Genomic DNA, 24,316 nt, shown 5'->3' with positions numbered 1-24,316 from the left:
TTCCTGCTCGGCCACATGAACGTGCTCGGCGCCGTCATCTTCAAGGAAGTGGACGGCGTGTTCTCGGATGCCTGCAACAAGGCGATCGAATTCGGCATCCCCGCGCTGATGCGCGACGACTGGAAGAACGTCTTCGAGCCGCAGGAAATCGCCGAGAGCATTCGGCGGATCACCTGAGCGCCAGAAACGGGACGGACGGGTGTCGCGCCAAGGCGGCACCGTCGTCCAGCGAATACGGGCCCGCAGGGAGGCGGGGCCGCTTAACAAAACGATAACCGGGAGGACCACATGAAACTCACACGCAGACTGACCCTTGCCGCCTTCGCCGGCGTTCTCGCACTCGGAACGGCCATGCCGTCTTACGCGGCCGATCTCATCGCGATCATCACGCCGAGCCACGACAACCCGTTCTTCAAGGCCGAAGCCGTCGGGGCGGAAGCCAAGGCGAAGGAACTCGGCTACGAGACGCTCGTGCTTGTGCATGACGACGACGCCAACAAGCAGTCGCAGCTGATCGATACCGCCATCGGTCGCGGCGCCAAGGCGATCATTCTCGACAATGCCGGTTCGGAAGCCTCGATCGCCGCCGTGCAGAAGGCCAAGGATGCGAAGATTCCGTCCTTCCTGATCGACCGCGAAATCAATGCAACCGGCGTCGCCGTCTCCCAGATCGTCTCCAACAACTATCAGGGTGCCCAGCTCGGCGCCGAAGAGTTCGTCAAGCTGATGGGCGAGAAGGGCAATTACGTCGAGCTGCTCGGTCGCGAGGCCGACCTGAACGCCGGCATCCGGTCCAAGGGCTACCACGATATCATCGACGAATATCCGGACCTGAAGATGGTGGCGCAGCAGTCCGCCAACTGGAGCCAGACGGAAGGCTACTCCAAGATGGAGACCATCCTGCAGGCCAATCCGGAAATCAAAGGCGTGATCGCCGGCAACGACACGATGGCGATGGGCGCGATCGCAGCGCTGCAGGCCGCCGGCCGCAAGGACGTCATCGTCGTCGGCTTCGACGGCTCCAACGATGTCCGCGACAGCATCAAGGCAGGTGGCATCAAGGCGACCGTGATGCAGCCGGCCTATGCACAGGCCCAGATGGCCGTCGAGCAGGCGGACGCCTACATCAAGACCGGCAAAGGACCAGCCGAAGAAAAGCAGCTGATGGACTGCGTGCTGATCAACGCCGAGAACGCCGATAAGCTTGAGACCTTTGCTCTCAAGAATTGATCGCACTTTCCTGAAGCGGGCGGTTCGTTCTCACGCGCCGCCCGCGCCTTTTTACATCCGGAGTTGACGGAATGCCGCGTTTCACCGCCGCTGCCGCGCTGTGCCTTGCCTCGGCCATCCTGATGGTCCTGCCCGGCTGCAAGATCATCAAGACGCCGACGGCCGAAGAGGCTGCGGAGGCCGCAAGTGGCGGCTTCAATCCCGAGCGGCAGGCGACCGAACTCTGGGCGCCGAAGGTGGTGCCCTATCTCATTGCCAAAGCCGGACCTTACAGCGATGTCGCCGCGCTGATCGCGTCCGATCCCGATGCCGCCGCCGCAAAATATGGTCACAAGGAAAAAGAGGGCAACGCCCCCTGGACCTATGCCGCGAAGGTCTCGGGCAGCGTCGTCAAGGCGGAGACCGGGTCGCGCGCCGGCTATCTCGACACGGATATCGACGGCGACGGCAAGGCGGATGTGCGGATCCAGATCGGCCCCGTCATCAAGGGCACGGCGATCCGCGACAGCCTCGATTTCGTCAGCTTCAACCAGTTCAAGAACCAGATCCAGTGGGCCGAGTTCGGCAAGGCCTTCAATGCCCGCCTGAACGAGGATGTGCTGAAGGCGCTGCCGCGCGAGGGGCTGGAAGGCCGGAAGGTGGAGGCGGTCGGCGCTTTTCCCGTGCAGGCCAAAGGCCAGCTGCCGCTTCTGACGCCCGTGACGATGACGCTGAGCCCATGACCATGGCCTCTCATTCCAGCATCGACGCTCAGGACGATATCATCCTCCAGCTGGAGGATGTGACGAAGGTCTATTCCGGCATCGTCGCCGTCAAGAATGCCACTCTCTCCCTGCGTCGGGGTGCGGTCAACGTGCTCGTCGGTGAGAACGGCGCGGGAAAATCGACGCTGATGCGCATGATCGCCGGCGTCGAGCGTCCCTCGCTCGGGCGTATTCTCCTCGACGGGAAACCGGTCGAGTTTCATTCTCCGGCCGACGCGCAGAAACACGGCATCGGCATGGTGTTCCAGGAGCTCAACCTCTTCGGAAACCTGTCCGTTGCTGAAAACATTTTCGCCACGCGCGAGATCGTCCGGGGGTTCCTAGGCATCGATCACAAGGCCCAGATCGAGAAGGCCAATCTCTTCCTCGACCGGCTTGACGCCGGCATCAGTGCGGAGACGATGGTGGAAGACCTGCCGATCGGCCAGCAGCAACTGGTCGAGATCGCCAAGGCGCTTTCGCTCGACACCCGCATCCTCATTCTCGACGAGCCGACCTCGGCCTTGTCGGCTGCCGAAGTCGATATCCTGTTCAAGGTGATCGCCGAGCTGAAAGCGCAGGGTGTGGCGATCGTCTACATCTCGCATCGGCTGGAGGAGCTGATGCGCATCGGCGACCACATCACCGTGCTGCGGGACGGGCAGATCACCGGTCAGGCGCTCGTCAAGGACATCGATACCCGCTGGATCGTGCGCTCGATGATCGGCTCGGATGCCAAGGATTTCGCCAAATCTGTCGATCATACCCTCGGTCGCGAAGCCTTTCGCGCCGAAGACATCTCGCTTGCGCGGCGAACCGGTGGCCTTGCGGTCGATCACCTCTCGATCTCCGTGCGGGCCGGCGAAGTGCTCGGCATCTACGGGTTGATGGGTGCGGGACGCAGCGAGTTCTTCGAGTGCGTGATGGGACAGCACCCGCATGCCACCGGCCGAATTTTCGTCGATGGCGCGGAAATCGCTGCGCGCGACACTCCGACGCGCATCAAGCGCGGGCTGGCGCTGATCCCGGAAGATCGTCAGCGCGAAGGCTTGGTGCAGGTTCTGTCGATCGCCGCAAACCTGACGCTTGCCAGCCTCGACCGGTTCGTGCGCTTCAGGTTCCATATCACCGGCGAGCGCGAGCGGTCCGCCATAGCGGACGCGATCCGGGATCTCGCGATCAAGGCGCCGAATCCGGATTTCGACGTGACCTCCATGTCGGGCGGCAACCAGCAGAAGGTCGTCATCGGCAAGGCGTTGATGACAAAGCCCAAGGTACTGCTGATGGACGAGCCGAGCCGCGGCATCGATGTCGGCGCGAAGGCAGACGTCTTCCGCACCATGCGCCGGCTGGCGGGCGAGGGGCTCGCCATCCTGTTTTCGACCTCCGACCTCGAAGAGGTCATGGCGCTGTCGGACCGGATCGCCGTGATGAGCAACGGCCGCATCACCACCATCCTCGATCGGGCGGATGCGAGCGAGGAGGCGATCGTGCAGGCGGCATCGATCGGGCACAAATCGACACAGACCAGCGGAGACCACGCGCCATGACGACGGCCACCACGACCACACCGGCAGCCTCGGCAGACAGCGGCTCGCTTCTTCTGACGCTGATGAAGCTGCGGACATTCATCGCGCTCTTCGCCGTCATCGCCTTCTTCTCCGCCTTCGCGCCGAACTTCCTCTCAACCGCCAACATCATCCTGATGTCGAAGCACGTGGCGTTGAACGCGTTCCTCGCCATGGGCATGACCTTCGTCATCATCACCGGCGGCATCGATCTCTCGGTCGGCTCCATCGTCGGGCTGTGCGGCATGGTGGCCGGCGGGCTCATCCTCAACGGCATCGATCTGCAGATCGGCTACACGATCTATTTCAATATCGTCGAGGTCTGCCTGATCACGCTGGCGGTCGGCATCCTGATCGGCGCGGTCAACGGGCTGCTGATCACCCGGCTGAACGTCGCGCCCTTCATCGCCACGCTCGGCACGCTCTATGTCGCGCGTGGCCTGGCGCTGCTGTCGTCGGACGGGCAGACGTTTCCGAACCTCGTCGGCAAGCCGGAGCTTGCAACCACAGGCTTCGGCTTCCTGGGTTCGGGCCGCATCATCGGCCTGCCGGTGTCGATCTGGATCCTCATCGTCGTCGCGCTCGCGGCCGCCTATTTCGCACGTTACGTGCCGCTCGGCCGGCAGATATTCGCCGTCGGCGGCAATGAGCGGGCGGCGCGCATGTCGGGCATCCGGGTCAACCGGGTGAAGATGTTCGTCTACATGTTCTCCGGCTTCTGCGCCGCGATCGTCGGGATCGTCATCTCGTCCGAACTCATGGCGGCGCATCCGGCAACCGGCAACTCGTTCGAGCTCAATGCCATCGCGGCGGCCGTCCTCGGCGGCACGTCGATGTCCGGCGGGCGCGGTACGATCGGCGGCACCATCATCGGCGCCTTCGTCATCGGCATTCTTTCGGACGGGCTCGTGATGATGGGCGTCTCTTCCTTCTGGCAGATGGTCATCAAGGGCATCGTCATCATCGTCGCCGTCGTGGTCGATCAGGCCCAGCGCCGCTTGCAACAGCAGGTCGCCCTGATGCAGCTGGCCAAGAAAGGTTAGGCAAGCCTTCAGCGGATGGGCTTAGGTCGGAAAAATTGTGCGTTGCCGCAAGGAACGGGATCCAAACCGTCAGCCGTGGCTTTCAAAGATGCGTTTCTGGCGTAAAAAGCAATTGGGCATTGTCCGGGACGATGCCCGCCTGCTGCCGATTGATGAAACCGCTCTTGCGGCGGACCCCGCAAGCCGAGCGCATCCGAAGGAGAGACCACCATGGGCTTTATCACCACCAAGGACGGTACAGAGATTTTCTACAAGGACTGGGGTCAGAAAGATGCCCAGCCGATCATGTTCCACCACGGCTGGCCGCTGTCGTCCGACGATTGGGACGCACAGATGCTGTTCTTCGTCTCGAAGGGCTTTCGCGTCGTCGCCCATGACCGCCGGGGCCACGGCCGTTCGGCGCAGGTGTCCGAAGGGCACGACATGGACCACTATGCCGCCGACGCCTTTGCCGTCGTCGAGGCGCTGGATCTGAAGAACGCCGTCCATATCGGCCACTCCACGGGCGGCGGCGAAGTCGCCCGCTATGTGGCCAAGCATGGCGAACCGGCCGGACGCGTGGCCAAGGCCGTGTTGGTGTCAGCGGTTCCGCCGCTGATGCTGAAGACGGCGGGCAATCCGGAAGGCCTGCCGCTGGAGGTTTTCGACGGTTTCCGCTCGGCGCTCGCTGCCAACCGCGCCGTCTTCTTCCACGAGGTTCCGGCCGGTCCCTTCTACGGTTTCAACCGCGATGGGGCTCAGGTGCAGGAGGCCGTGGTTCGCAACTGGTGGCGCCAGGGCATGATGGGCAGCGCCAAGGCCCATTACGACGGCATCAAGGCCTTTTCGGAAACCGACCAGACGGACGACTTGAAGGCCATTTCGGTGCCGACGCTGGTGCTGCACGGCGAGGACGACCAGATCGTGCCGATTGCCGATGCCGCCCTGAAGGCCATCAAGCTCCTGAAAAACGGAACGCTGAAGACCTATCCGGGCTTCTCCCACGGCATGCTGACGGTGAACGCGGACGTGCTCAACGCCGACCTTCTCGCCTTCATCCAGGGCTGATCCGGTCAGACCGCCGAACACCTGCGACGGGGGCCTTGCCCCCGTCGTTCCCAGACGATGAGCAGCACGCTTGACGCGACGATCAGCAGCGCACCGATGAAGACGTTCAGCGCCGGGATCTCCGCCCAGATGAGATATCCGTAGACGAAGGCCCACATGAGACCCGTGTATTCGACTGGGGCAATCGCCGAGGCCGGGGCGTAGCGGAAGCCGTCATAGAGCAGGTATTGGCCGATGGTCGAGATGAGGCCGAGGGCAAGCAGCAGGCTCCAGCCCGCCGCATCCGGCGTCGTCCACACCCAGGGGAGCGAGAGCGCGCAGGCGAGACCGAACAGAAGGCTCGTCGCGTACATCTGCGTCAGGGTGGATTCGCTGCGGCTGACCAGACGCACGAGAATGGTGCTCCAGGCCCAGCAGAAGCCCGCGACGACGCACATGGCGGCCGGCACGAGGTTCGGGGAATGGGTGGGGTTTGCCGCAACGACCACCCCGATGAAGCCGCCGATACAGGCGATCCAGCGTCCCGCGCCGATCGTTTCCTTCAGAACCAGGATCGACAGGAACATGACCATGATCGGCGCCGAGAAATACAGCGTCGTCAGTTCCGCAAGGCCGAGCGACCGGGCGGCATTGTAGAACAGCAGCCAGGCGACCAGCATCAGCGCGGCGCGAAGCACCAGCGTCTTGCGGTAAGGGCTTTGCAGCGCGGACGGATGTTTGCGGACGCGCACGAGGACGCCGGTGATGGCGACGATCACGAGGCTGCGGAAGAACAGGATCTGCGGCACGGCATAATCCGTCAGCAGCCATTTGACGATGGCGTCTTGCAGGGCAAAGCAGGCATAGCCGGCCGAGGCCAGCGCGATGCCGGTCAGCGGTCCCTTTGTGCTCACGTCCGAAATCATCTGGCCCTCCCGTCGCGAAAGCCTTTGCAGAGAAGAGGCATTCGGCACAGCCGCAATGGCAGGAACCGCCCTCCGCCGCAATGTCAAAATCCCTTTCGATGGACAACACGTCGCGGTGTCCGCCAGCCGCGCAAGGGGCCCGGGAAGGGGCTTCGGAATGGTAAGTGTTTTATTATGTTTTAATCTGCATCTGAGAGGATGCCCGCGGGAGAAACCGATCCATCGGTAAGAGCCCAGGGGTAGGGGAGCCTTTCATGATCGATCGTTTGATGTCTCGGATCCGGATCCAGACAAAGGTGCTGGTACTGCTCACGCCGTTTGTGCTGAGCATCACCGCCGTCGGCGTGACCGGCCTCTACACCTCCGGCCTGCTCCAGGGCCGCATGGAAATCTCCAATAGCGTCCTCCAATCGCTCAGCGGCTTCAAGCAGGTCTTCTCCGCCATGTCGCGCTTCCTTCTGCAGCCCTCGGCGGAAACGCACGATGCGGCACGCAAGGAATTGAACGACGAAATTGCCGACCTCAAGACAATGGCGGACGGCCTTCGCGCGGAGACCGATGTCACCCGCCTCGATGAGGCGCTGGCCCAGTCGGCCACGATCGCCGCCAATATTGAAACCCTGTGGGGGCTGCAGACCGATCGCGAACGGATCGCGACCGAGGTCGGCGCCAGCACCGAGGCGTTGCTTGCCGTGCAGGCGGCCGCGGGCAAGCAGGCCTTCGTTCTGCTGGCTGGCGCCAAGACCATCGAGAAATCCGCAAAGACCGATCTGAAGACGGCGCTGCAGGTCGGCGCGCTCGGTTCTGCCGCTCAGGCGCTTGCGAAACAGGCGAGTGCAGCACCCAGCGATGCCGACCGCATCAAGATCGTCAAGGCGGGCCTGCCGGCGGTCGCCACCACTCTCGAAGCCACGCTCAAGGCGCTCGGCAAGGTCTCGCTCCCCGCCGTCGATGCATTGAAGCCCGAGATCGCAGCGCTCGGCGACACCGCTGCAAAGGCTGGTGCCGATCCACTGCTGGCCGGCAATCTCCTCACCGCGATGACATCGTTCGATCGTGCCGGAGCCGCAATCAAGACGGCGTCCGACGACGCGCTCCGCAATGCCGTCTCAGCGCTTGCCGCCGCGGAAGGCGAGATCGCCAAGGCTGACCGCGTCGGCAACAAGCTGCGCGCCATCGTCGGCAATGCCAACCAGATCCGCGTCGTCTTCGCCGAGCTTGCCGCCGTTCCCGACGACAGCGGTGTGAAGAAGGTTCAGCAGGCGCTCTATGCCTATGGCAAGGAAGTGGAAGGCCTTGCCACCGCCGTTCCCGGCGATACGGTCCTCGCCGAACTTCCGGCAAAGGCGAAGCCGGCCCTGACGTCTTTGGAGGCGAACGCCCTTGCGCTCCTCGCTCTGTCGCAGAAGCAGCGCTCCGAATTCGATGCCGCGGCCGCGCAGATCGACGGGACATGGACGCTGCTCACGGAATTCGCCGAAAACCAGAAGCAGAGCGCCGGTACCGAGCGCGAGCAGGCCAATACGATTTCGCTCGGCGCCACGCTTGTGGGCATTCTCATCGCGCTTCTCGCCGGAACGGCGCTGGTGATGACGCTGAAGGGACCGATCGGACAGATCACCGCGGCGATGCGCAGGCTTGCCGATGGTGCTTTGGATACGTCGATCACAGGCGAGAACCGTTCGGATGAAATCGGCGACATGGCGCGTGCACTGTCTGTCTTCAAAGGCAGCGCGCTCGCCAAGGTATCGATGGAAGAGCAGGCGGAGGCAACGCGCCGCGAGACCGAGGCCCACCGGCTGCGCAGCGACGCGGAGCGCCAGGACGCGGCGCGCGAGGTGCAGTTTGCCGTGGACACGCTGGCGCAGGCCCTGTCGCGCCTCGCGCGTGGCGATATGAGCTTCACCATCGACACGCCCTTCGCGGCGCATCTCGATCGTCTGCGCAACGATTTCAACGCGTCCGTGGGCGGGCTGCGGGAGACGCTCGGCGAGATCCGCCATATCTCCAGTGCCATCCATCACAATGGCCAGCAGATGGCCGATGCCGTCGGCGATCTCGCCAAGCGCACCGAGCAGCAGGCGGCAGCGCTCGAGGAAACCTCGGCTGCGGTCGATGAGGTCTCGTCCACCGTGCGCACGGCAGCCGGCCGCGCCAACGACGTCCAGGGCATCGTCCAGCGCGCCAAGCGCAATGCCGACAACTCCTCCGGCATCGTGCAGAATGCGATCTCGGCCATGATGCGCATCCGCGAGGCTTCCGACAAGATCGGGCAGATCGTCGGTGCGATCGACGCGATCGCCTTTCAGACGAACCTTCTCGCCCTGAACGCCGGCGTCGAGGCGGCGCGGGCAGGCGAGGCGGGCAAGGGTTTCGCGGTCGTCGCGCAGGAGGTGCGCGACCTTGCGCAGCGTTCCGCGCTGGCCGCCAAGGAAATCGGTGGGCTGATCTCGAAATCTTCTGCCGAGGTGGCCACGGGCTCGCAGTTCGTGGAGCAGACCGGCAGCGCCCTGATGGAGATCGCCCACCAGATCGTCGACATCGCCGGCCATGTCGATCACCTCGCTCTGTCGAGCCGCGACCAGTCGACATCGCTCGAATCCGTCAACGGCTCCGTCAACCAGATCGACCAGATGACCCAGCAGAATGCCGCGATGGTGGAAGAGACCAACGCCGCCACGCTCCAGCTTGCCGAGGATATCGACATGCTCGCCGGCCTCGTCGCCCGCTTCCGCCTGTTGGAGGACGACGACACGCAGCATGCGCGGGCAGCCTGAGCATTCCTGCAGACGCGCGCCCGATTTCGGTTGAATTGCCGGCGCGCGACGGTAGCGTCAGGCTCTTGTAACACGGGAGCGCCGGGATGACCTTGACCGAACAGAGATTGCGGGAACTGCGCGAGAAATATGCGACCGGGCATGGTGGCGAGATCAGCGATCCCCGCTTTCGCCGCGTGGCCGCGCATATCTTCTCCGAAAGCGGCACGCGGGCCGCACCCTATTCCGGGATCCCGACGCTGCTGTCGGCACCTCTGGTCGAGCCCGGCGAAAGCGAGGCCTTCGACGCGCTGCAGGTGGCCCTGCTCGGCATTCCCATGGATCTCGGCGTTACCAACCGCACAGGCTCCCGCTTCGGGCCGCGGGCATTGCGAACCATCGAGCGGATCGGCCCCTACAATCACGTGCTTGAGGTCGCGCCGGTGCACGAGCTACGCGTGGCCGATATCGGCGACGTGCCTTTTCGCAGCCGCTACCGGCTGGAGATGAGCCACGAAGACATCGAGCAGCATATCGACAGGATCGTCGGCAGGGGCATCCTGCCGCTCTCGGTCGGCGGCGACCATTCGGTGACCCATCCCATTCTGCGCTCGGTCGGGCGCGATCGGCCGGTCGGCATGATCCATATCGACGCCCATTGCGACACGGGCGGCGCCTACGATCTCACCAAGTTTCACCATGGCGGCCCGTTCCGGAATGCGGTTCTCGACGGCGTTCTCGATCCGACGCGGGTGATCCAGATCGGCATTCGCGGCTCGTCCGAATATCTCTGGGAGTTTTCCTATGATGCCGGCATGACCGTCATCCACGCCGAAGAGATCAACGGTCTCGGCATCGGCGCAATTATTGATAAGGCGCGCGCGATCGTCGGCGACGGGCCGACCTATCTCTCCTTCGACATCGACAGTCTCGATCCGGCCTTTGCACCCGGCACGGGAACGCCCGAGATCGGCGGCCTGACGACGCGGGAGGCGCTGGAATTGCTGCGCGGCCTGAAAGGCGTCAATTTCGTCGGTGGCGACGTCGTCGAGGTCGCGCCGCAATATGACAGCACGACCAACACCGCCCAGGCCGGCGCACAGATGCTGTTCGAGATCCTGAGTCTTCTCGCCTTCAGCCCATCGCTCAAACCCTGATCCGTCAGACCGTCTGATTTCGGTCGCGAAACGGCCAGCGTAGAATGCCGGCGGCATAGAGCGGCAGCCAGACGAGCACCGGCTGCAGTGCGAGGCGGGGCACGTGGTAGAACCAGGGCCATATGCCCGCATCGATCGCGGTCAGGCCGTCGACGGCGTGCTTGATGTTCGCCGGATAGACACAAACGGCATAGAGCGCGAGGCCGACCGCTGCAGACCGCACGGTCGCGCGGAACCAGAGGCCGATCGCGCCGAGAAGCTCGCAAATGCCCGTTATCGCGATGACCATGTCCGGCTTCGGCACAAAGCCGGGCATGATCGTCAGGAACGGGGATGGCCAGGCCAGATGAAGGATGCCTGCGGCCGCATAGAAGAGCGACAAGCCGACACGCAGACCCCAATGCCGGTTACTCCGATCTCGCGCTTCGCTCATCGTTTCCCCATCTTCCTGTCGGGTGCACAGCGTTATGCCCGATTTACGGACGAATGGGCACCCGGCATGCGAATGACCCGCCGCTTCAGGGAAAGCGGCGGGCCTTGACCTCTTCGGCAGGGAGTGACGCCGTCGAGGTCTATGGATGTCGTCCGGCGTCTACAGATTGGCGAGCAGATCGTTGATGCGGTTCTCCATATCGCCGAGCGCGGCATCGACGTCCTTCTGGCCGGTCATCGCGGCGTTCATTTCCTGGCCGATGATGTCCTGGATAGCGAACTGGCGCTGGACGGTCGACGGCAGGGCCGTGCCGAGCGTGGCGATCGGCGCGACGGTATCGCGGTGCGGCAGCGCCTTGAACTCCGGCATTTCAAAGACGGCCTTGACCGATGGCAGATGGCCCGTCCGCGACCATTCGAAATCATTGTCCTTGAAGAATTTCAGGAACTTGCCGATGGCAGCGACCTCTTCGGGCGAGCGATCCTTCTGCGAAATGCCCCAGGCATGGCCGTCGGCATATTGTGCTTTCTTGCCGGGGAACAGCTGCGGATAGGGATAGACGGCATAGCCGCCCTTGTTCAGTGCGGTTCCCGCCGTCTCCGACGACGCAGTGTAGTCGCCGATCACCCATGTGCCGTTGAGGTGGACGCCGCCCTCACCGGCGAGGAAGGCGTTGATGCTGGCGGCGTAATCCATATCCTTGGTGGTGTCGCCCTGGTCGTAAATGGCCTTGTACATGTCCAGGACCTTCTTGGCCTCCGGCGTCTTCAGCTTCACCTTCAGCGGATCGGCGAAGAAGTCGGAATCCTGCTGGAACAGGTAGGTGTAGAAATTCCGGGTATAGAGCGCCACCTCGTTGGCGAGGTTCTGTACGAAGTAGGGCTTGCCTGTCTTTTCGCGGAATTGCTTCGCCTGCGCGAGCTGTTCGTCGACGCTGGTCGGCAGTTTCGGCGTGCCGTCGGCATTGACGAGATCCGCCTGCTTAAACAGGTCCATGTTGATGTGGTAGAGCATGGTCCAGTTGTCGATCGGCAGGCCATAGATCTGGCCATCCTTGGTTACGCCGCCGCGCGCCGCATCGGTAAAGTCGCCCGGCTTGACGCCGACCGAGGCCAGAACCTCGTCGAGCGGCATCAGGAGGCCCTTGGACTGGTAGTCTGACAGGGCGGAATGGTGGATGGAGACGATATCGGGCGGATCGCCGGCCGCGAACTGCGCCGTGAGCTGATCGTAGCCAGGCCATTCCACCGTCGTTACCGAAATGTGGATGTCGGGATTGTCGGCGTTGAACTTGTTGATCATCGAGGTGATGATCCCGCATTCGCCGACGGCCTTGGCCACATCGGTATTGCTGCCGAAATCGGCATCGCAGGCGCCGAAGAAGCGCTGCAGGCTGAGCTCGGTGGCTGCGAACGACGGCGTTGCCGCCATCACGGCAAGGGCCGAAGCCGCAGCCAGGATAGACGTCCTCCATACATGCATCATGCGTGTCTCCTCCATATCATGATCGCGTTTACCGGCCTCTTGTCCTCGAGGTCGGGCAGTCTCTTCACCGCACGGCAGCACCGGATACGGCGGTAACGATGTACTTCTGGAAAAACAGGTACAGGATCAGGATCGGCGCGCTGGCGAACACCGCCTGCGACATCAGGAAGCCCAGGCCCTCGGATTGCGCGAAATTCGTCTGCGTCGAGGCGATCCCGACGGTCAGCGTGTACATTTCCTTTTTCGTGCCCGAGATCAGCGGCCAGAAATAGTCGTTCCAGACGCTGAGGAAGGTGAAGATGCCGAGCGTCGCCTGAGCGGGCACCGTCAGCGGCAGCAGCACCTTCCAGAAGATCTTGAAGCGGCTGGCATTGTCGAGAAGGGCCGCCTCGTCCAATTCCTTCGGGATCGCGCGAAAATACTGCGTCATCAGGAACACGCCGAACGGCGCCGACAGCCAGGGCAGGATCAGGCCCGGATAGGTGTTATGCAGCTTGAGCCAGGAAAAAAGCTGGTGACGCGCAATCAGCACGGCCTGTTCCGGAATGGCGAGACCGACGAGCACGATCACGAACAGCGCGTTGCGGAAGGGAAAGTTGAGCCGGGCAAAGCCGTAACCGGCGAGCGAGCAGAGCACCAGCGTCCCCAAGGTCACGCCGCCGGAAACGATGAGGCTGTTGAGAATCCACCGGAAGACCGACGAGGTGGTGAGGATGTTCAGGTAGTTCTGCAGCGTATAGGGCGCATGGAACACGGCGTTCATGCTCGCCATCAGTTCCTTGTTATCCTTGAGAGACAGAGCGACGACCCAGACCATCGGCGCCATCATGATGACGGCCATGGCGATGGTGAGCGCGAGGATGATGCGATCGCCCGTGCTGCGGCCGACCATTCCCGTGGGACCGCCAGCGGTCGTCGGCGCGGGGGAGGCTGTCGTCGCGCTCATGCGTCCTCTCCTTTTCGGCGTGAAACGGCGTACTGGATCATGGCGGCGATGAGGATGAGAGCGAACAGGACTTCGGAAGCCGCAGCGCCGAGGCCGAGATCCCACCGCTTGAAGGCGGCGTCGTAGATGTACAGCACGAGCGGCGTGGACACGTTGTTGGGTCCGCCATTCGTCATCAGCCGCGCCTGCCCGAAGAGCTGGAACTGCAGCACGATCTGGATGACGACCACGAGAACGAAGGTGCGCTTGATCGAGGGGAAGGTGATGGACCGGAAGGTCCGCCAGCGTCCGGCATTGTCGAGCGCCGCAGCCTCGTAGATATCGCCGGGGATCTGCTGGAGCGCGGAGAGAAACAGCATCATCGGCAGGCCGATGCACCACCAGATCGTGGCGATGGCGATGGCGATCATGACGAGCTTCGGATCGGACAGGAAGGCCGGGCTTGTCGCACCGAACCAGCCATAGACCGTGGACAGGAGGCCGAAGCCCGGCACGAACACGATGCGCCAGATGAGCGTGACGATGGTGACGGACAGGACGGACGAGGCGAAGAAGATGGTTCGCAGCACGGCTGCCGTGCGCGTCTGCCGGTTCAGCGCCAACGCGAGAAGCAGGCCGATCAGCGCGAGCGCGGGAACCGTCAGGAGGACGAAATAGAAGGTGTTGCCGATCGCCTGCAGAAAGATCCGGTCGTTGAAGAGCCGGGTATAATTGGCAAGTCCGACGAAGCGGCCGGTGGAAAAGGCATCCGCCTTGTGCAGGCTCATCCACATGCCCCAGAACAAGGGGACGAGGAGCAGCAGCACGAAGAACACCAGATAGGGCGCGACGAAAATCGCGTTGCGCCAGAGCGGGGCGTTGACGTTCTGGACCCGCCGACTCCCTGTTGCTGCATCCGTGGTCTCGGCTTTGCGGGCAAGGGCGAGATCAGCCATGGCTGACGTCCTCCGCATGACGCGCGCGGCCCTCGGCATCGAACAGATGCGTGCGCGTGCCGTCGAGCGAGAGCGCGATCTCGTCGCCGATGGCGACGCGGCTCATGCCGATATCTTCGGCGACGATCATGCTGCCATCCCGCAGCCTGACATAGAGGAGCGTACGGTCGCCGAGCCTTTCCAGAACCTCGACCCGACCGGGGACGGTGTTGACGGCGCCGGGCTCTGCGCGGCGGACGGCTTCGGCGCGGATGCCGAGCGTCTGTTCGCCTGCGGTCACGCCATCGCCGCGGATCGTGGTGGCAAGCTCCGCGCCGTCCGGAAGCCTCGCGACCAGAAAGCCGCCTTTTTCCGACAGCGTCACGGGCATGAAGTTCATCGTGGGCGAGCCGACGAAGGTCGCGACGAACCGGCTTTTCGGCCGAAGATAGATGTCCATCGGCGTACCGATCTGCTCGATCTTGCGGTTGTTCATGACCACCACCCGGTCGGCAAGCGTCATGGCCTCGATCTGGTCGTGGGTCACGAAGATCATGGTCGACTTCACGCGATTGCGCAGCTGGGCGAGCTCGACGCGGGTTCGCACGCGAAGGGCAGCATCGAGGTTCGACAGAGGCTCGTCGAACAGGAAGGCCTTCGGTTCCTTGACGATCGCGCGACCGATGGCGACGCGCTGGCGCTGCCCGCCGGAAAGCTGGCCGGGCTTGCGCTCCATCAGATGGCCGATTTCCAGCATGCGGGCGGCCTCCGCGAGGCGTGCATCGATGACACCTTGCGGCACGTCGATATTCTTCAGGCCGAAGGACATGTTGTCGGCGACGGTCATGTGCGGATAGAGCGCATAGGACTGGAACACCATCGCGATGCCGCGCTGGCCGGGCGGCAGCGTGTCGATCCGCTCGCCATTGATCGAGATCGTGCCCTCGTCAACGCTTTCCAGTCCGGCGATCATCCGCAGCAGCGTCGATTTTCCGCAGCCGGACGGGCCGAGAAACACCATGAATTCGTTGGCCTTGACGGACAGCGAGAGGTTTTCGAGCACCGTCATCGCGCCATAGCGTTTCGTGACGCCGTCGATCTCGATCTGCGCGGTCATGCAAGCCTCCTGCCGGCATCGTCTAAAACACAGGTCTGCATCATGTCCTCCCGGCGACGGCGCGGGTTCCCGCCCGACCATCCACCCAAACTGCCGTCGTTTCGCGTCACCGGACCGGGTTTCCTCCTCCGGTCCGGGACTGCCCTTGCGTCAGGCCTTCAGCCGGATCATCCGGTAGCTGAGCGGCGCGATCGATGCCGTGAGGCGGCCGTCCGCAAAGGACGCACCTTCGCCCTTGACCGGCACGACCGTGTCGGGCGCCTCGGCCGTGTTGGTGATGCCGAGGTTCGAATGGGCGATGACCTGATCCTCGACGATCGACAGCGATCCGAATTCGAGCAGCCCGACATCGAGATCGAGCGCCTCGGTGAGATGCCGGTTGACGAGGAAGAAGGTGACATGACCCGATGCCGCATCATGGACGGCGGAGACATCGAGATAGGGGACCGCACCGATGTCCTCGACCGCATAGGTGGGGCTGTCCACCATCAGCTTCAGCGCCGTGCCGCGACCATAGACCGAGGCGTAATAATAGGGGTAGAAAATCGTCTGGCGCCAGGCCGGGCCTCCGGGCACGGTCATGATCGGCGCGATGACGTTCACGAGCTGCGCGAGGCAGGCGATCTTCACCACGTCGGCGCGGTTGATGAAGGTGTTGAGAATGCAGCCGACCTGCAGCACGTCTTCGAAGTTGTAGTCGTCCTCCAGCAGCGGCGGCGCTTCCGGCCAGCCGCTGTGACCTTCGAGGATCACCTTGTCCCGCTCCTTGGAGTGGTACCAGACGTTCCACTCGTCAAAGGAGATATAGACGTCCTTCTTGGACCGCTTCTTCGACTTCACATAGGCGATGACACCGGCGACCGTGCCGATATAGGTGTCGAGTTCGAGGCTGCGGGCGAGATAGCTCGCCGTATCCTTGGCCCGGTTCTCGAAATACATGTGCAGCGAGATGTGATCGACTTCGTTGTAGGTATGCTCCAGCACGGTCGCCTCCCATTGCGGGTAGGTCGGCATGTGGGCATTGGACGAGCCGCAGACGACGAGTTCGAGCCGGCTGTCGAACGCGCGCATCGCCTTTGCCGTCTCATGCGCCAGACGTCCGTACTCGTCGGCGGTCTTGTGGCCGATCTGCCAGGGGCCGTCCATTTCGTTGCCGAGGCACCAGAGACGGACGTCGAAGGGCGCTTCGCGGCCATTGGCGCGTCGCTTGTCGCTCCAGGTGCTTCCGCCTTCGTGATTGACATATTCGAGGAAGTTGCGGGCCTCGTCGAGGCCGCGCGATCCCAGATTGACCGCGAGCATCATCTCCGTACCCACGGTTTCGCACCAGTCTGCGAATTCGTGAATGCCGACCTGGTTGCTCTCCGACGTGTGCCAGGCAAGATCGAGCCGAACGGGACGCTCCGCGCGCGGGCCGATACCGTCTTCCCAATTGTAGGCCGAAACGAAGTTGCCGCCGGGATAACGGACGATCGGAACCTGCAGCTCCTTCACGAGGTCTATGACGTCCCGTCGCATGCCATCGGCGTCGGCCGTTGGGTGGCCCGGCTCGTAGATCCCGGTATAGACGGCGCGGCCGAGATGCTCGATGAACGAGCCATAGAGCCGCGGGTCGATCTCCGAGATCGTGAATTTGCTATGGGCGATAACCGTCGCCTTCATGCCGTCCTCCCGAGTAATTCATATTTCATGATATGTATCATGATTTAAGATGAATAAAGCGGAGTGGAGACGGAGCGTCAAGCGGAAAGTGTTGTGCAGTGCGAAAGTTCGATCCTACTTTCTGGTCCGCAGACGCAGCATGATATCCTGATCATAGTTGCCGAATCCACGGCCGAAAATATTCAGGCCGCCGGGGTGCTTGGCATCATCGAGAACGCCGATCCGAAGCCGGATCGAATGATGGACTTCGAGCTTGAGATCGGCGAGGCGGATGTCCGAAATGCGCATGCCATCGACATAGGAGCCTTCGTCATTGATGCGAAAGCTCTTGAGCTTGCCGTATTGCGAGCCCTTCAGTTTCCACCAATCCGGCGTGTAAACCCCTCTTTTATCTCCGAAATCCCCCGGAGAGGTCCAGGTCGCCACATCGACGCCGTTGACGGCGAGCGTGATATCGGACGGCCAGTCGGCGCTCGTGCCGGGGACCTCGGACGAGAGTTCGAGAACGAATTCCAGCTCCCGGATCTCGGTATTGGCAAGGCGTGCATTGTTGGGAAACTGATATTCGACATAGCCTCGGGTGAACCAGATCAAGCCGGCCTTCATGCGGTCGGGGTCCAGAAACGTGCTCGGGACATCGAGGAGCCCGATAATGCCATCCACCGAACAAAGCCCGCACGGCGCGGAGACCTCGAAGCTCGTATAGAGGCCGAGCGGCATGGACACTTCGATGGAATCCTGTTCCGTTTCCTTGATATCGTTTTTCAGGACGATCAGGATTTCGTCATAGAGCGCGTGACAGATCTTCTGGTTTCCCTTGCGCGCCTTGATGGTTTCGGTGCGGATCAGCCCGGCTTCCTGCAGCATCTGGATGTTGATCGAGACGCTGGACTGCGGCGACTGCAGCACGTCGGCGATGTCGTTGACGTTCATCGGACCCTTATTCTGCAACAGTTTCAGGATCGAAACACGGGCCGGAGAGGCCAGCCCCTTGAGCACGGCCTGGTTCTCTTCGGGATCGACGACCAGAAAATTACGGCTCACGACATTCCACTCCACGCTGACCCGATGCATTTTCAATTCATATCGATAGAACTGATTCAGTCAACGCCTGCCTTTCCTGCCTTTCCCGCCATTCGCCCGATGAAGCCGGTTTTGGCCGCCCTATCTCTCGCATCGACCGTACGAGCAGCCTGCTGGTTGCCGGTGCGGCTGCGACCCGTCAAGGAGACCCCGTGTGACCACACCGACAGCCCGCGTTCAGCAGACCGCCGATAGCAATTCAGGCGCAGCCCTCGGCAATCTCGATCCCGCACCGCCCGCCACACTGGTTATCTTCGGCGCGACCGGAGACCTCACCCGCCGCCTGCTCGTACCCGCGCTCATCAACATGGAGCGGGAAGGCCTGATCAGCCCCTCGACGACCGTTCTCGGCATCGGCAAGGATGTCGGCGACGACGAGATGTTGCGCACCGGCCTGGAGACTTTCGGCGCAGACCATTTCGGTGCGGGCGACGCCCAGCGCGCGGATGCCTGGAAGAGCCTTCGTCCGAGACTGCACTACCGCGCCGGAGACTTCACGGCGGACCAGATCTACACCGGGCTCGCCGCGGAATTGACCGGCAATGCCGTCTTCTATCTAGCCGTGCCGCCGCGCTTCTTCGGCGATATCGTCGAGAAGCTTGCCGATCACGGCCTGACGACGGAAAGCGACGGCGCGTTTCGCCGCATCGCGATCGAGAAGCCGTTCGGCCACGACGCGGTTTCGGCCAAAGCCCTCAATGCGCGAATCCTCGCCCGCGTCGCGGAAACGCAGGTCTACCGTATCGACCATTTCCTCGGAAAGGAGACGGTCCAGAACATCATGACGCTGCGCTTTGCCAATATGATGATCGAGAAGCTGTGGAACAGCGACAGCATCGATCATATCCAGATCACGGCGGCGGAAACCGTCGACGTCGGTACGCGCGGCAGCTTCTACGACGGAACGGGCGCGCTTCGCGACATGGTGCCCAACCATCTGTTCCAGCTCCTCTCCATGGTGGCGATGGAGCCACCGATCAGCTTCGATGCGGAAGCCGTGCGCGACGAGAAGGCCAAGGTCCTGCGCGCGATCCGGATTTACGAGCCGGAGGAGGCGGCCGAAAACAGCGTGCGCGGCGCTTATACGTCCGGCACGATCGGCGACCGGACGATTCCCGCCTTCAGCCAAACCCCCGATGTGAAACCGGACAGCGCCACCGAAACCTATGTCGCCCTGAAACTGATGATCGACACCTGGCGCTGGGCCGGCGTACCCTTCTACCTGCGCACCGGCAAGGCGCTGTCCGTGCGGGACACGGAGGTCATCGTCACCTTCAAGCCCGTGCCGTTCGCACAGTTTCCCCGCCTGAAAAACGCCCATCTGCCGCCGAACCGGATCGTGATCCAGATCCAGCCCGACGAGGGCATCAGCCTGGATATGCTGATCAAGCGACCGGGCATCGGCGTGGCGGTGGAGCCGGCGGTGATGGACTTCCGTTATGCCGGTTTGTTCGATATCGGTCGTCTCAACGGCTACGAGACGTTGCTCTATGACATCCTGACCGGCGATCAGACCCTGTTCCAGCGCGCGGATGCGGTGGAAGCCGGCTGGCGTGCCGTGCAGCCGTTCCTCGACCGTTGGGCAGAAGGCGGCAAGCCCGAGCTTTACGCTCCCGGCTCGCTCGGCCCGGATGCCGCGGCCGATCTCCTCGCCCGCGACGGTCTTGCCTGGCACGATCTCATGACCCGCTGAGGCTTGCGATGCTTGCACAGCGGGGGATGGCCACGTGGCGGGAGCGCAGGGCAAACGCTGCCTCTTTCTCCCGCGCCAAGATAGGCGCGTCTTCCGCGCTGCTGCTTGCCGCCCTTGTCTCGGCCGGGCATGGGACGGGCGCCGTCGCGCAGACGAAGGAGGACCGGGACGCCGGATGCCTCTACGACGGTGGCGCGGCCGCGCCGTCGCTCTGCATCCGCAAGGCGAGCTTCAATGCGGATCTCTGCGGCGCAATCGAGCATTTCGCCCGACGCTCGGATCTTCCGCCGGATTATTTTGCGCGGCTGCTCTGGCGCGAAAGCCTGTTCCGCCCCGAAGCGGTCAGTCCGAAGGGGGCCGAGGGTATCGCCCAGTTCATGCCGGGCACGGCGCGCCTGCGCGGGCTCGACAACAGCTTCGACGTGATCCAGTCGCTCGATGCGGCGTCCGCCTACCTGCTGGAACTCCGCCTGCGGTTCGGCAATCTTGGGCTTGCCGCGGCGGCCTATAATGCCGGGGAGGGCGGGCTCTCGCGCTTTCTCGCCACGGGCCGGCTGCCGCTGGAGACCCAAGATTATGTCTTCGCCATCACCGGCCATTCCGCCGAAACCTGGAAAACCAGTCCGCCCGCCACCGCCGCACCGGTTCTCGACCCGAACAAACCCTTTGCGGATGCCTGTCTTGCGCTTGCGACCAGCCGCATCATCCGCGATCCGGTCCTTGCAGGCTCTGCCGATTGGGCGCCGTGGGGTGTCCAGCTGGCCGGCCACTATAACCCCGGAACAGCGATGAAGCTCTTCACGCTGGCCGTCGCCCGGCTGCCGGCGCCCTACAATGCCGAACGCGCGCTTGTCGTACGCCAGCGCGGCGGCAATTTCGGCTATCGTCCGCGCTATGCAGCCCGGATCGGCCGCGAGACCCGTCGCGCGGCGGATGCCCTTTGCGCCATCGTGCGCAAGGCCGGCAGTGCGTGCATTGTCTTCCGCAACGCGCCCCGTCGCTGATCTCATCTCTCCACAACGCATGAAAGCCCCGGCATTGCCGGGGCCCTCATGCACTGTATCCTGGCTACTCCGCGGCTTACTCTGCAGCTTGGGCCGTCGCGGGCATGTTGCGATAGGGCTCGCAAAGCGCTTCCATCATCCGGACCTCTTCGGCCGTCAGGTCGGTCAGCGGCGCGCGGACAGGGCCGACATCGAAGCCCATCAGCCGCACGCCCGCCTTGACCGCCGAGACGGCGTAGCCCTTCTGCCGGTTGCGGATATCCATGAACGGATAGAAGAAGTCGATCAGGATGCGGTTCGTGGTTTCGAGGTTGCCGGCCCGAAGCGCGGTATAGAATTTCTGGGCGAGCGCCGGCACGAAGTTGAAGACGGCCGAGGAATAGGTCGTCACGCCTGCGCCAAGATAGGCGTCTGCAAAGAGTTCGGCCGTCGGCATTCCGCCGAGATAGGTCAGGCGATCGCCCATTGTTGCGGTAATGCGGCGGACGAGCGCGATGTCGCCCGAACCATCCTTGAAGCCGACGAGGTTGGGGCAGGCGTCGCAGAGGCGCGACAGCGTGTCCGCGGTCAGGATCGAATTGTCGCGATTGTAGACCATGACGCCTATGGAGACCGACTGGCAGACGGTCTTGATATGCTGGTAGAGGCCTTCCTGGCTCGCATCCATCAGATAGTGCGGCAACAGAAGGATGCCGTCGGCACCAGCCTTTTCGGCAGATTTGGCGATGGAAACCGCCATGCGCGTGCCATAGCCACAGCCGGCGACGATCGGGGTCGCGCCCGCCGACGCCTTGGCGGCAGCGACGATGTCGGGGATTTCGGACGGCTCGAGTGAGAAGAACTCGCCGGTTCCGCCGGCAGCGAAGAGAACCGTCGCGTCGAAGCCTGCGAGCCAGCCGACATGCGCCTCATAAGCCTTGCGATTGAAGAGCCCGTCGGCGCCGAACGGCGTGACGGGGAAGGACAGAAGGCCGGCGCCAAGCGCCTGCTTCAACTCGAGGGGATCCATGGACACGGGCAGTCTTCTCCAAATGTTGCATCTGAGAGAAAACTACCAAGAGATATTATCTCTGTCAACACTTGTATGATCTATGTTGAGGCTGACCCGCGTGTGTTGCGCATCATCGCCCGGTAGCGCTGCTGGCTTCCCTTGAGATGGTGGCGCATCGCATCGCGCGCGTCCGCCTCGTCCCGGTCGGCGATGGCGCGAGCGATGATCTCGTGTTCCTGCTGGATCTGGGAGAGATAATCGGCCGATGTCGCGTCCGACCGGTCGCTGCCCAGAAGCGAACGCGGGATCATCTGCTCCCCGATCGCCTGAAGAAGCTCCCGGAAGCGCGGATTGTTGGTGCTGTCGGCAATCGCCAGGTGAAAGGCACGATCGCTCTCCACGGTGGCTGTGCCCAAAGCGATCTGCTGATTCATGACATGCAGCGCCTCGAAAATGAGTTCCTGCTGCGCGGGAGAACAGCGGCCGGCGGCAAGACCCGCCGCTTCGATTTCGATCGCTGCGCGAACCTCGAGCATCTCGATGATGGACGAGACCCGGTTCGGATCGACACCCTGCAACGCACCGGGCGCCTTGGGCTGCGGGGCGAGCACGAAGACGCCGACGCCGTGGCGCACTTCAACAAGTCCATCGGCCCGCAAAGAGGCGATGGCCTCGCGGATCACGGTTCTGCTGACCTGATGCTCTTCCGTCAGGCCGCTCTCGCTCGCCAGTTTCTCACCCGGCTTCAGCTGTCCCTCGGCAATGGCCGCGCGCAGCCTCTGGCTCACCGTGGCGACGAGGTTCCGGCCCTTGCGGACGGGCGTTGCCTTGATGTCGTGGTCCGATCTCTTCAAGAATCCCCGCTTCGCGAACGCTTTGTTTCGTTTCGTCTTATCACGAAGATAGGCCAAGGAGCGCGCGGTCAGGAAGAAATTTATTGACGTCTCACCAAAGCATTATAGGATGACATACGTCAGTTATATGATAACTAGACTTTGGCTGGCCGTTCGCGTGTGAGCCAAGGCTGGGCGCGGAACACGTCGCCTAGCAGATTTCAGGAGGAGACGAGCATGACCATCTACCAGAATCTGATCGCCGGCGAGTGGGTCGGCTCGCACGCCTCCCAGAACCTGAGCCCGTCGGATACCAACGACGTGGTCGGGCTTTATGCCCAGGCCAATGCCGACGATGCGAAGCAGGCCATCGCCGCCGCGAAAGCTGCCTTTCCGGCATGGGCCCGCTCCGGCATTCTGGAGCGCCACGCGATCCTGCGAAAGGCGTCCGACGAGATCCTCGCCCGCAAGGAAGAGCTCGGGGCGCTTCTGGCGCGCGAGGAGGGCAAAGTCCTGCCGGAGGCCATCGGCGAGGTCACGCGCGCCGCGCAGATCTTCGATTTCTTCGCAGGCGAGGCCTTGCGGCTGGCCGGCGAGACCGTGCCGTCCGCCCGGCCGGGGATCGGCGTCGAGGTCACGCGGGAGCCTCTCGGCGTCATCGGGATCATCACGCCCTGGAATTTTCCGATCGCCATTCCCGCCTGGAAGATCGCGCCGGCGCTCTGCTACGGCAATACCGTCGTCTTCAAGCCCGCGGATCTCGTTCCCGGCTGCGCCTGGGCGATCGTGGATATCCTCAACCGCGCAGGCCTGCCCAAGGGCGTGCTCAATCTTGTCATGGGGCGCGGCTCCGTTGTCGGTCAGGCGTTGCTCGACAGCCCCGATCTCTCCGGGTTGACCTTCACGGGCTCCACCGGGACCGGCAAGCGGGTCGCCCTCGCATCGATCGAGCATAACCGCAAGTTCCAGCTGGAAATGGGCGGCAAGAACCCGATGGTGGTGCTGGACGATGCCGACCTCTCGGTCGCGGTCGAGGCCGCTGCCAATTCCGGCTTCTTCTCGACGGGACAGCGCTGCACCGCGTCGTCGCGGCTCATCGTCACCGAAGGCATTCACGACCGCTTCGTCGCGGCTCTGACCGAGCGGCTGAAGACCCTGACGGTCGACAACGCCATGAAACCGGGCACGCATATCGGCCCTGTTGTCGATGAGCGGCAGTTGAAGCAGGACACCGACTATATCGATATCGGCAAGACGGAAGGCGCGCGACTGGCCTTTGGCGGCGAGGTGCTGACACGCGACACGCCCGGCTTCTATCTGCAGCCGACGCTCTTCACCGAGGCGACGAACCAGATGCGCATCTCGCGCGAGGAGATCTTCGGCCCGGTGGTGAGCGTCATCAGGGCAAAGGATTATGACGAAGCGCTCGCCATCTCCAACGACACCCCCTTCGGCCTTTCGGCCGGCATCGCAACGACCAGCCTGAAGCACGCGACCCACTTCAAACGCAATGCGGAAGCCGGCATGGTCATGGTCAATCTCCCCACGGCCGGCGTCGATTTCCACGTGCCGTTCGGCGGACGCAAGGCCTCGTCGTTCGGCCCGCGCGAGCAGGGGCGCTATGCCGCCGAATTCTTCACCGTGGTCAAGACAGCCTACACGCTGGCCTGACGCCGGCGTTCCAGCGACCGCGCCACGCCCATTCC

At 63.2% G+C, this 24,316-nt stretch carries 21 protein-coding genes; 11 read left to right on the top strand and 10 right to left on the bottom strand.

Annotated elements, in window-relative coordinates:
• The 6 genes from C8J36_RS17320 to C8J36_RS17295 all read left to right on the top strand — a co-directional run.
• Window positions 1-177 (top strand): phosphogluconate dehydrogenase C-terminal domain-containing protein (locus C8J36_RS17320; RefSeq protein WP_281029237.1); only part of this gene is annotated, 177 nt, incomplete at its 5' end.
• Window positions 178-288: 111 nt separating this feature from the next.
• Window positions 289-1,230 carry a D-ribose ABC transporter substrate-binding protein gene (locus tag C8J36_RS17315; RefSeq protein ID WP_062597012.1) on the top strand — a complete coding sequence of 314 codons (942 nt, stop codon included), beginning with the start codon at window positions 289-291 and terminating at the stop codon, window positions 1,228-1,230.
• A gap of 71 nt (window positions 1,231-1,301) precedes the next feature.
• Window positions 1,302-1,952 carry a DUF2291 family protein gene (locus C8J36_RS17310; protein WP_132536636.1) on the top strand — a complete coding sequence of 217 codons (651 nt, stop codon included), beginning with the start codon at window positions 1,302-1,304 and terminating at the stop codon, window positions 1,950-1,952.
• Window positions 1,953-1,954: 2 nt separating this feature from the next.
• On the top strand, window positions 1,955-3,523 hold the full coding sequence (locus C8J36_RS17305) for a sugar ABC transporter ATP-binding protein (RefSeq protein ID WP_132536665.1): 1,569 nt from the start codon (window positions 1,955-1,957) through the stop codon (window positions 3,521-3,523).
• The gene (locus C8J36_RS17300; protein ID WP_062597014.1) at window positions 3,520-4,584 is read left to right on the top strand and encodes an ABC transporter permease; all 1,065 of its coding nucleotides are present in this window, start codon (window positions 3,520-3,522) and stop codon (window positions 4,582-4,584) included. Before C8J36_RS17305 ends, C8J36_RS17300 begins: the two co-directional genes overlap by 4 nt.
• A 210-nt stretch (window positions 4,585-4,794) precedes the next feature.
• Window positions 4,795-5,631 carry an alpha/beta hydrolase gene (locus C8J36_RS17295; RefSeq protein ID WP_132536635.1) on the top strand — a complete coding sequence of 279 codons (837 nt, stop codon included), beginning with the start codon at window positions 4,795-4,797 and terminating at the stop codon, window positions 5,629-5,631.
• A gap of 5 nt (window positions 5,632-5,636) precedes the next feature.
• Here C8J36_RS17295 and C8J36_RS17290 read toward each other — a convergent pair whose 3' ends face one another.
• A complete protein-coding gene (locus tag C8J36_RS17290) occupies window positions 5,637-6,536 on the bottom strand; it encodes a DMT family transporter (RefSeq protein WP_132536634.1) in 900 nt (299 codons plus the stop codon).
• Window positions 6,537-6,790: 254 nt separating this feature from the next.
• Here C8J36_RS17290 and C8J36_RS17285 point away from each other — a divergent pair, with 254 nt between their 5' ends.
• Together C8J36_RS17285 and speB are read left to right on the top strand one after the other, a co-directional pair.
• Complete coding sequence (locus C8J36_RS17285; protein WP_132536633.1) at window positions 6,791-9,313, top strand: HAMP domain-containing methyl-accepting chemotaxis protein; 2,523 nt, start codon at window positions 6,791-6,793, stop codon at window positions 9,311-9,313.
• An 86-nt stretch (window positions 9,314-9,399) separates the two neighbouring features.
• The gene (speB, locus tag C8J36_RS17280) at window positions 9,400-10,449 is read left to right on the top strand and encodes an agmatinase (RefSeq protein WP_132536632.1); all 1,050 of its coding nucleotides are present in this window, start codon (window positions 9,400-9,402) and stop codon (window positions 10,447-10,449) included.
• A gap of 4 nt (window positions 10,450-10,453) precedes the next feature.
• Here speB and C8J36_RS17275 read toward each other — a convergent pair whose 3' ends face one another.
• The 7 genes from C8J36_RS17275 to C8J36_RS17245 form a co-directional block, all read right to left on the bottom strand.
• Window positions 10,454-10,882: a DoxX family protein gene (locus C8J36_RS17275; protein ID WP_132536631.1), complete on the bottom strand. Its 429-nt coding sequence runs from the start codon at window positions 10,880-10,882 to the stop codon at window positions 10,454-10,456.
• A 159-nt stretch (window positions 10,883-11,041) separates the two neighbouring features.
• Window positions 11,042-12,367, bottom strand: a complete 1,326-nt coding sequence (locus C8J36_RS17270; RefSeq protein WP_132536630.1) for an extracellular solute-binding protein — start codon at window positions 12,365-12,367, stop codon at window positions 11,042-11,044.
• Window positions 12,368-12,431: 64 nt separating this feature from the next.
• Window positions 12,432-13,313: a carbohydrate ABC transporter permease gene (locus tag C8J36_RS17265; protein WP_132536629.1), complete on the bottom strand. Its 882-nt coding sequence runs from the start codon at window positions 13,311-13,313 to the stop codon at window positions 12,432-12,434.
• Window positions 13,310-14,248 carry a sugar ABC transporter permease gene (locus C8J36_RS17260; RefSeq protein ID WP_132536628.1) on the bottom strand — a complete coding sequence of 313 codons (939 nt, stop codon included), beginning with the start codon at window positions 14,246-14,248 and terminating at the stop codon, window positions 13,310-13,312. Before C8J36_RS17260 ends, C8J36_RS17265 begins: the two co-directional genes overlap by 4 nt.
• A complete protein-coding gene (ugpC, locus tag C8J36_RS17255) occupies window positions 14,241-15,344 on the bottom strand; it encodes a sn-glycerol-3-phosphate ABC transporter ATP-binding protein UgpC (RefSeq protein WP_132536627.1) in 1,104 nt (367 codons plus the stop codon). Before ugpC ends, C8J36_RS17260 begins: the two co-directional genes overlap by 8 nt.
• A 150-nt stretch (window positions 15,345-15,494) precedes the next feature.
• On the bottom strand, window positions 15,495-17,006 hold the full coding sequence (locus C8J36_RS17250) for an alpha-N-arabinofuranosidase (protein WP_132536626.1): 1,512 nt from the start codon (window positions 17,004-17,006) through the stop codon (window positions 15,495-15,497).
• A 114-nt stretch (window positions 17,007-17,120) separates the two neighbouring features.
• Window positions 17,121-18,050: a helix-turn-helix domain-containing protein gene (locus tag C8J36_RS17245; RefSeq protein WP_132536625.1), complete on the bottom strand. Its 930-nt coding sequence runs from the start codon at window positions 18,048-18,050 to the stop codon at window positions 17,121-17,123.
• Between the two features lie 283 nt (window positions 18,051-18,333).
• Between C8J36_RS17245 and zwf the strand changes: the two genes are divergently transcribed.
• Both zwf and C8J36_RS17235 read left to right on the top strand, forming a co-directional pair.
• The gene (zwf, locus tag C8J36_RS17240) at window positions 18,334-19,782 is read left to right on the top strand and encodes a glucose-6-phosphate dehydrogenase (protein WP_245506605.1); all 1,449 of its coding nucleotides are present in this window, start codon (window positions 18,334-18,336) and stop codon (window positions 19,780-19,782) included.
• Between the two features lie 8 nt (window positions 19,783-19,790).
• A complete protein-coding gene (locus tag C8J36_RS17235; protein ID WP_245506600.1) occupies window positions 19,791-20,786 on the top strand; it encodes a lytic transglycosylase domain-containing protein in 996 nt (331 codons plus the stop codon).
• Window positions 20,787-20,862: 76 nt separating this feature from the next.
• On the opposite strand, the gene kdgD is transcribed toward C8J36_RS17235, so the two are convergent.
• Together kdgD and C8J36_RS17225 are read right to left on the bottom strand one after the other, a co-directional pair.
• Entirely contained in the window at window positions 20,863-21,795 is a 933-nt protein-coding gene (kdgD, locus tag C8J36_RS17230) for a 5-dehydro-4-deoxyglucarate dehydratase (RefSeq protein WP_132536663.1), read from the bottom strand.
• 80 nt (window positions 21,796-21,875) lie between these two features.
• The gene (locus tag C8J36_RS17225) at window positions 21,876-22,631 is read right to left on the bottom strand and encodes a FadR/GntR family transcriptional regulator (RefSeq protein ID WP_245506599.1); all 756 of its coding nucleotides are present in this window, start codon (window positions 22,629-22,631) and stop codon (window positions 21,876-21,878) included.
• Between the two features lie 216 nt (window positions 22,632-22,847).
• Between C8J36_RS17225 and C8J36_RS17220 the strand changes: the two genes are divergently transcribed.
• Window positions 22,848-24,281, top strand: coding sequence for an aldehyde dehydrogenase family protein (locus tag C8J36_RS17220; protein WP_132536623.1), 1,434 nt, complete (start codon window positions 22,848-22,850; stop codon window positions 24,279-24,281).
• Window positions 24,282-24,316: the final 35 nt, after the last annotated feature.

Source organism: Rhizobium sp. PP-F2F-G48, from assembly GCF_004342335.1.
Taxonomy (GTDB): domain Bacteria; phylum Pseudomonadota; class Alphaproteobacteria; order Rhizobiales; family Rhizobiaceae; genus Ferranicluibacter.
This window is presented reverse-complemented; position numbering and strand designations above follow the sequence as displayed.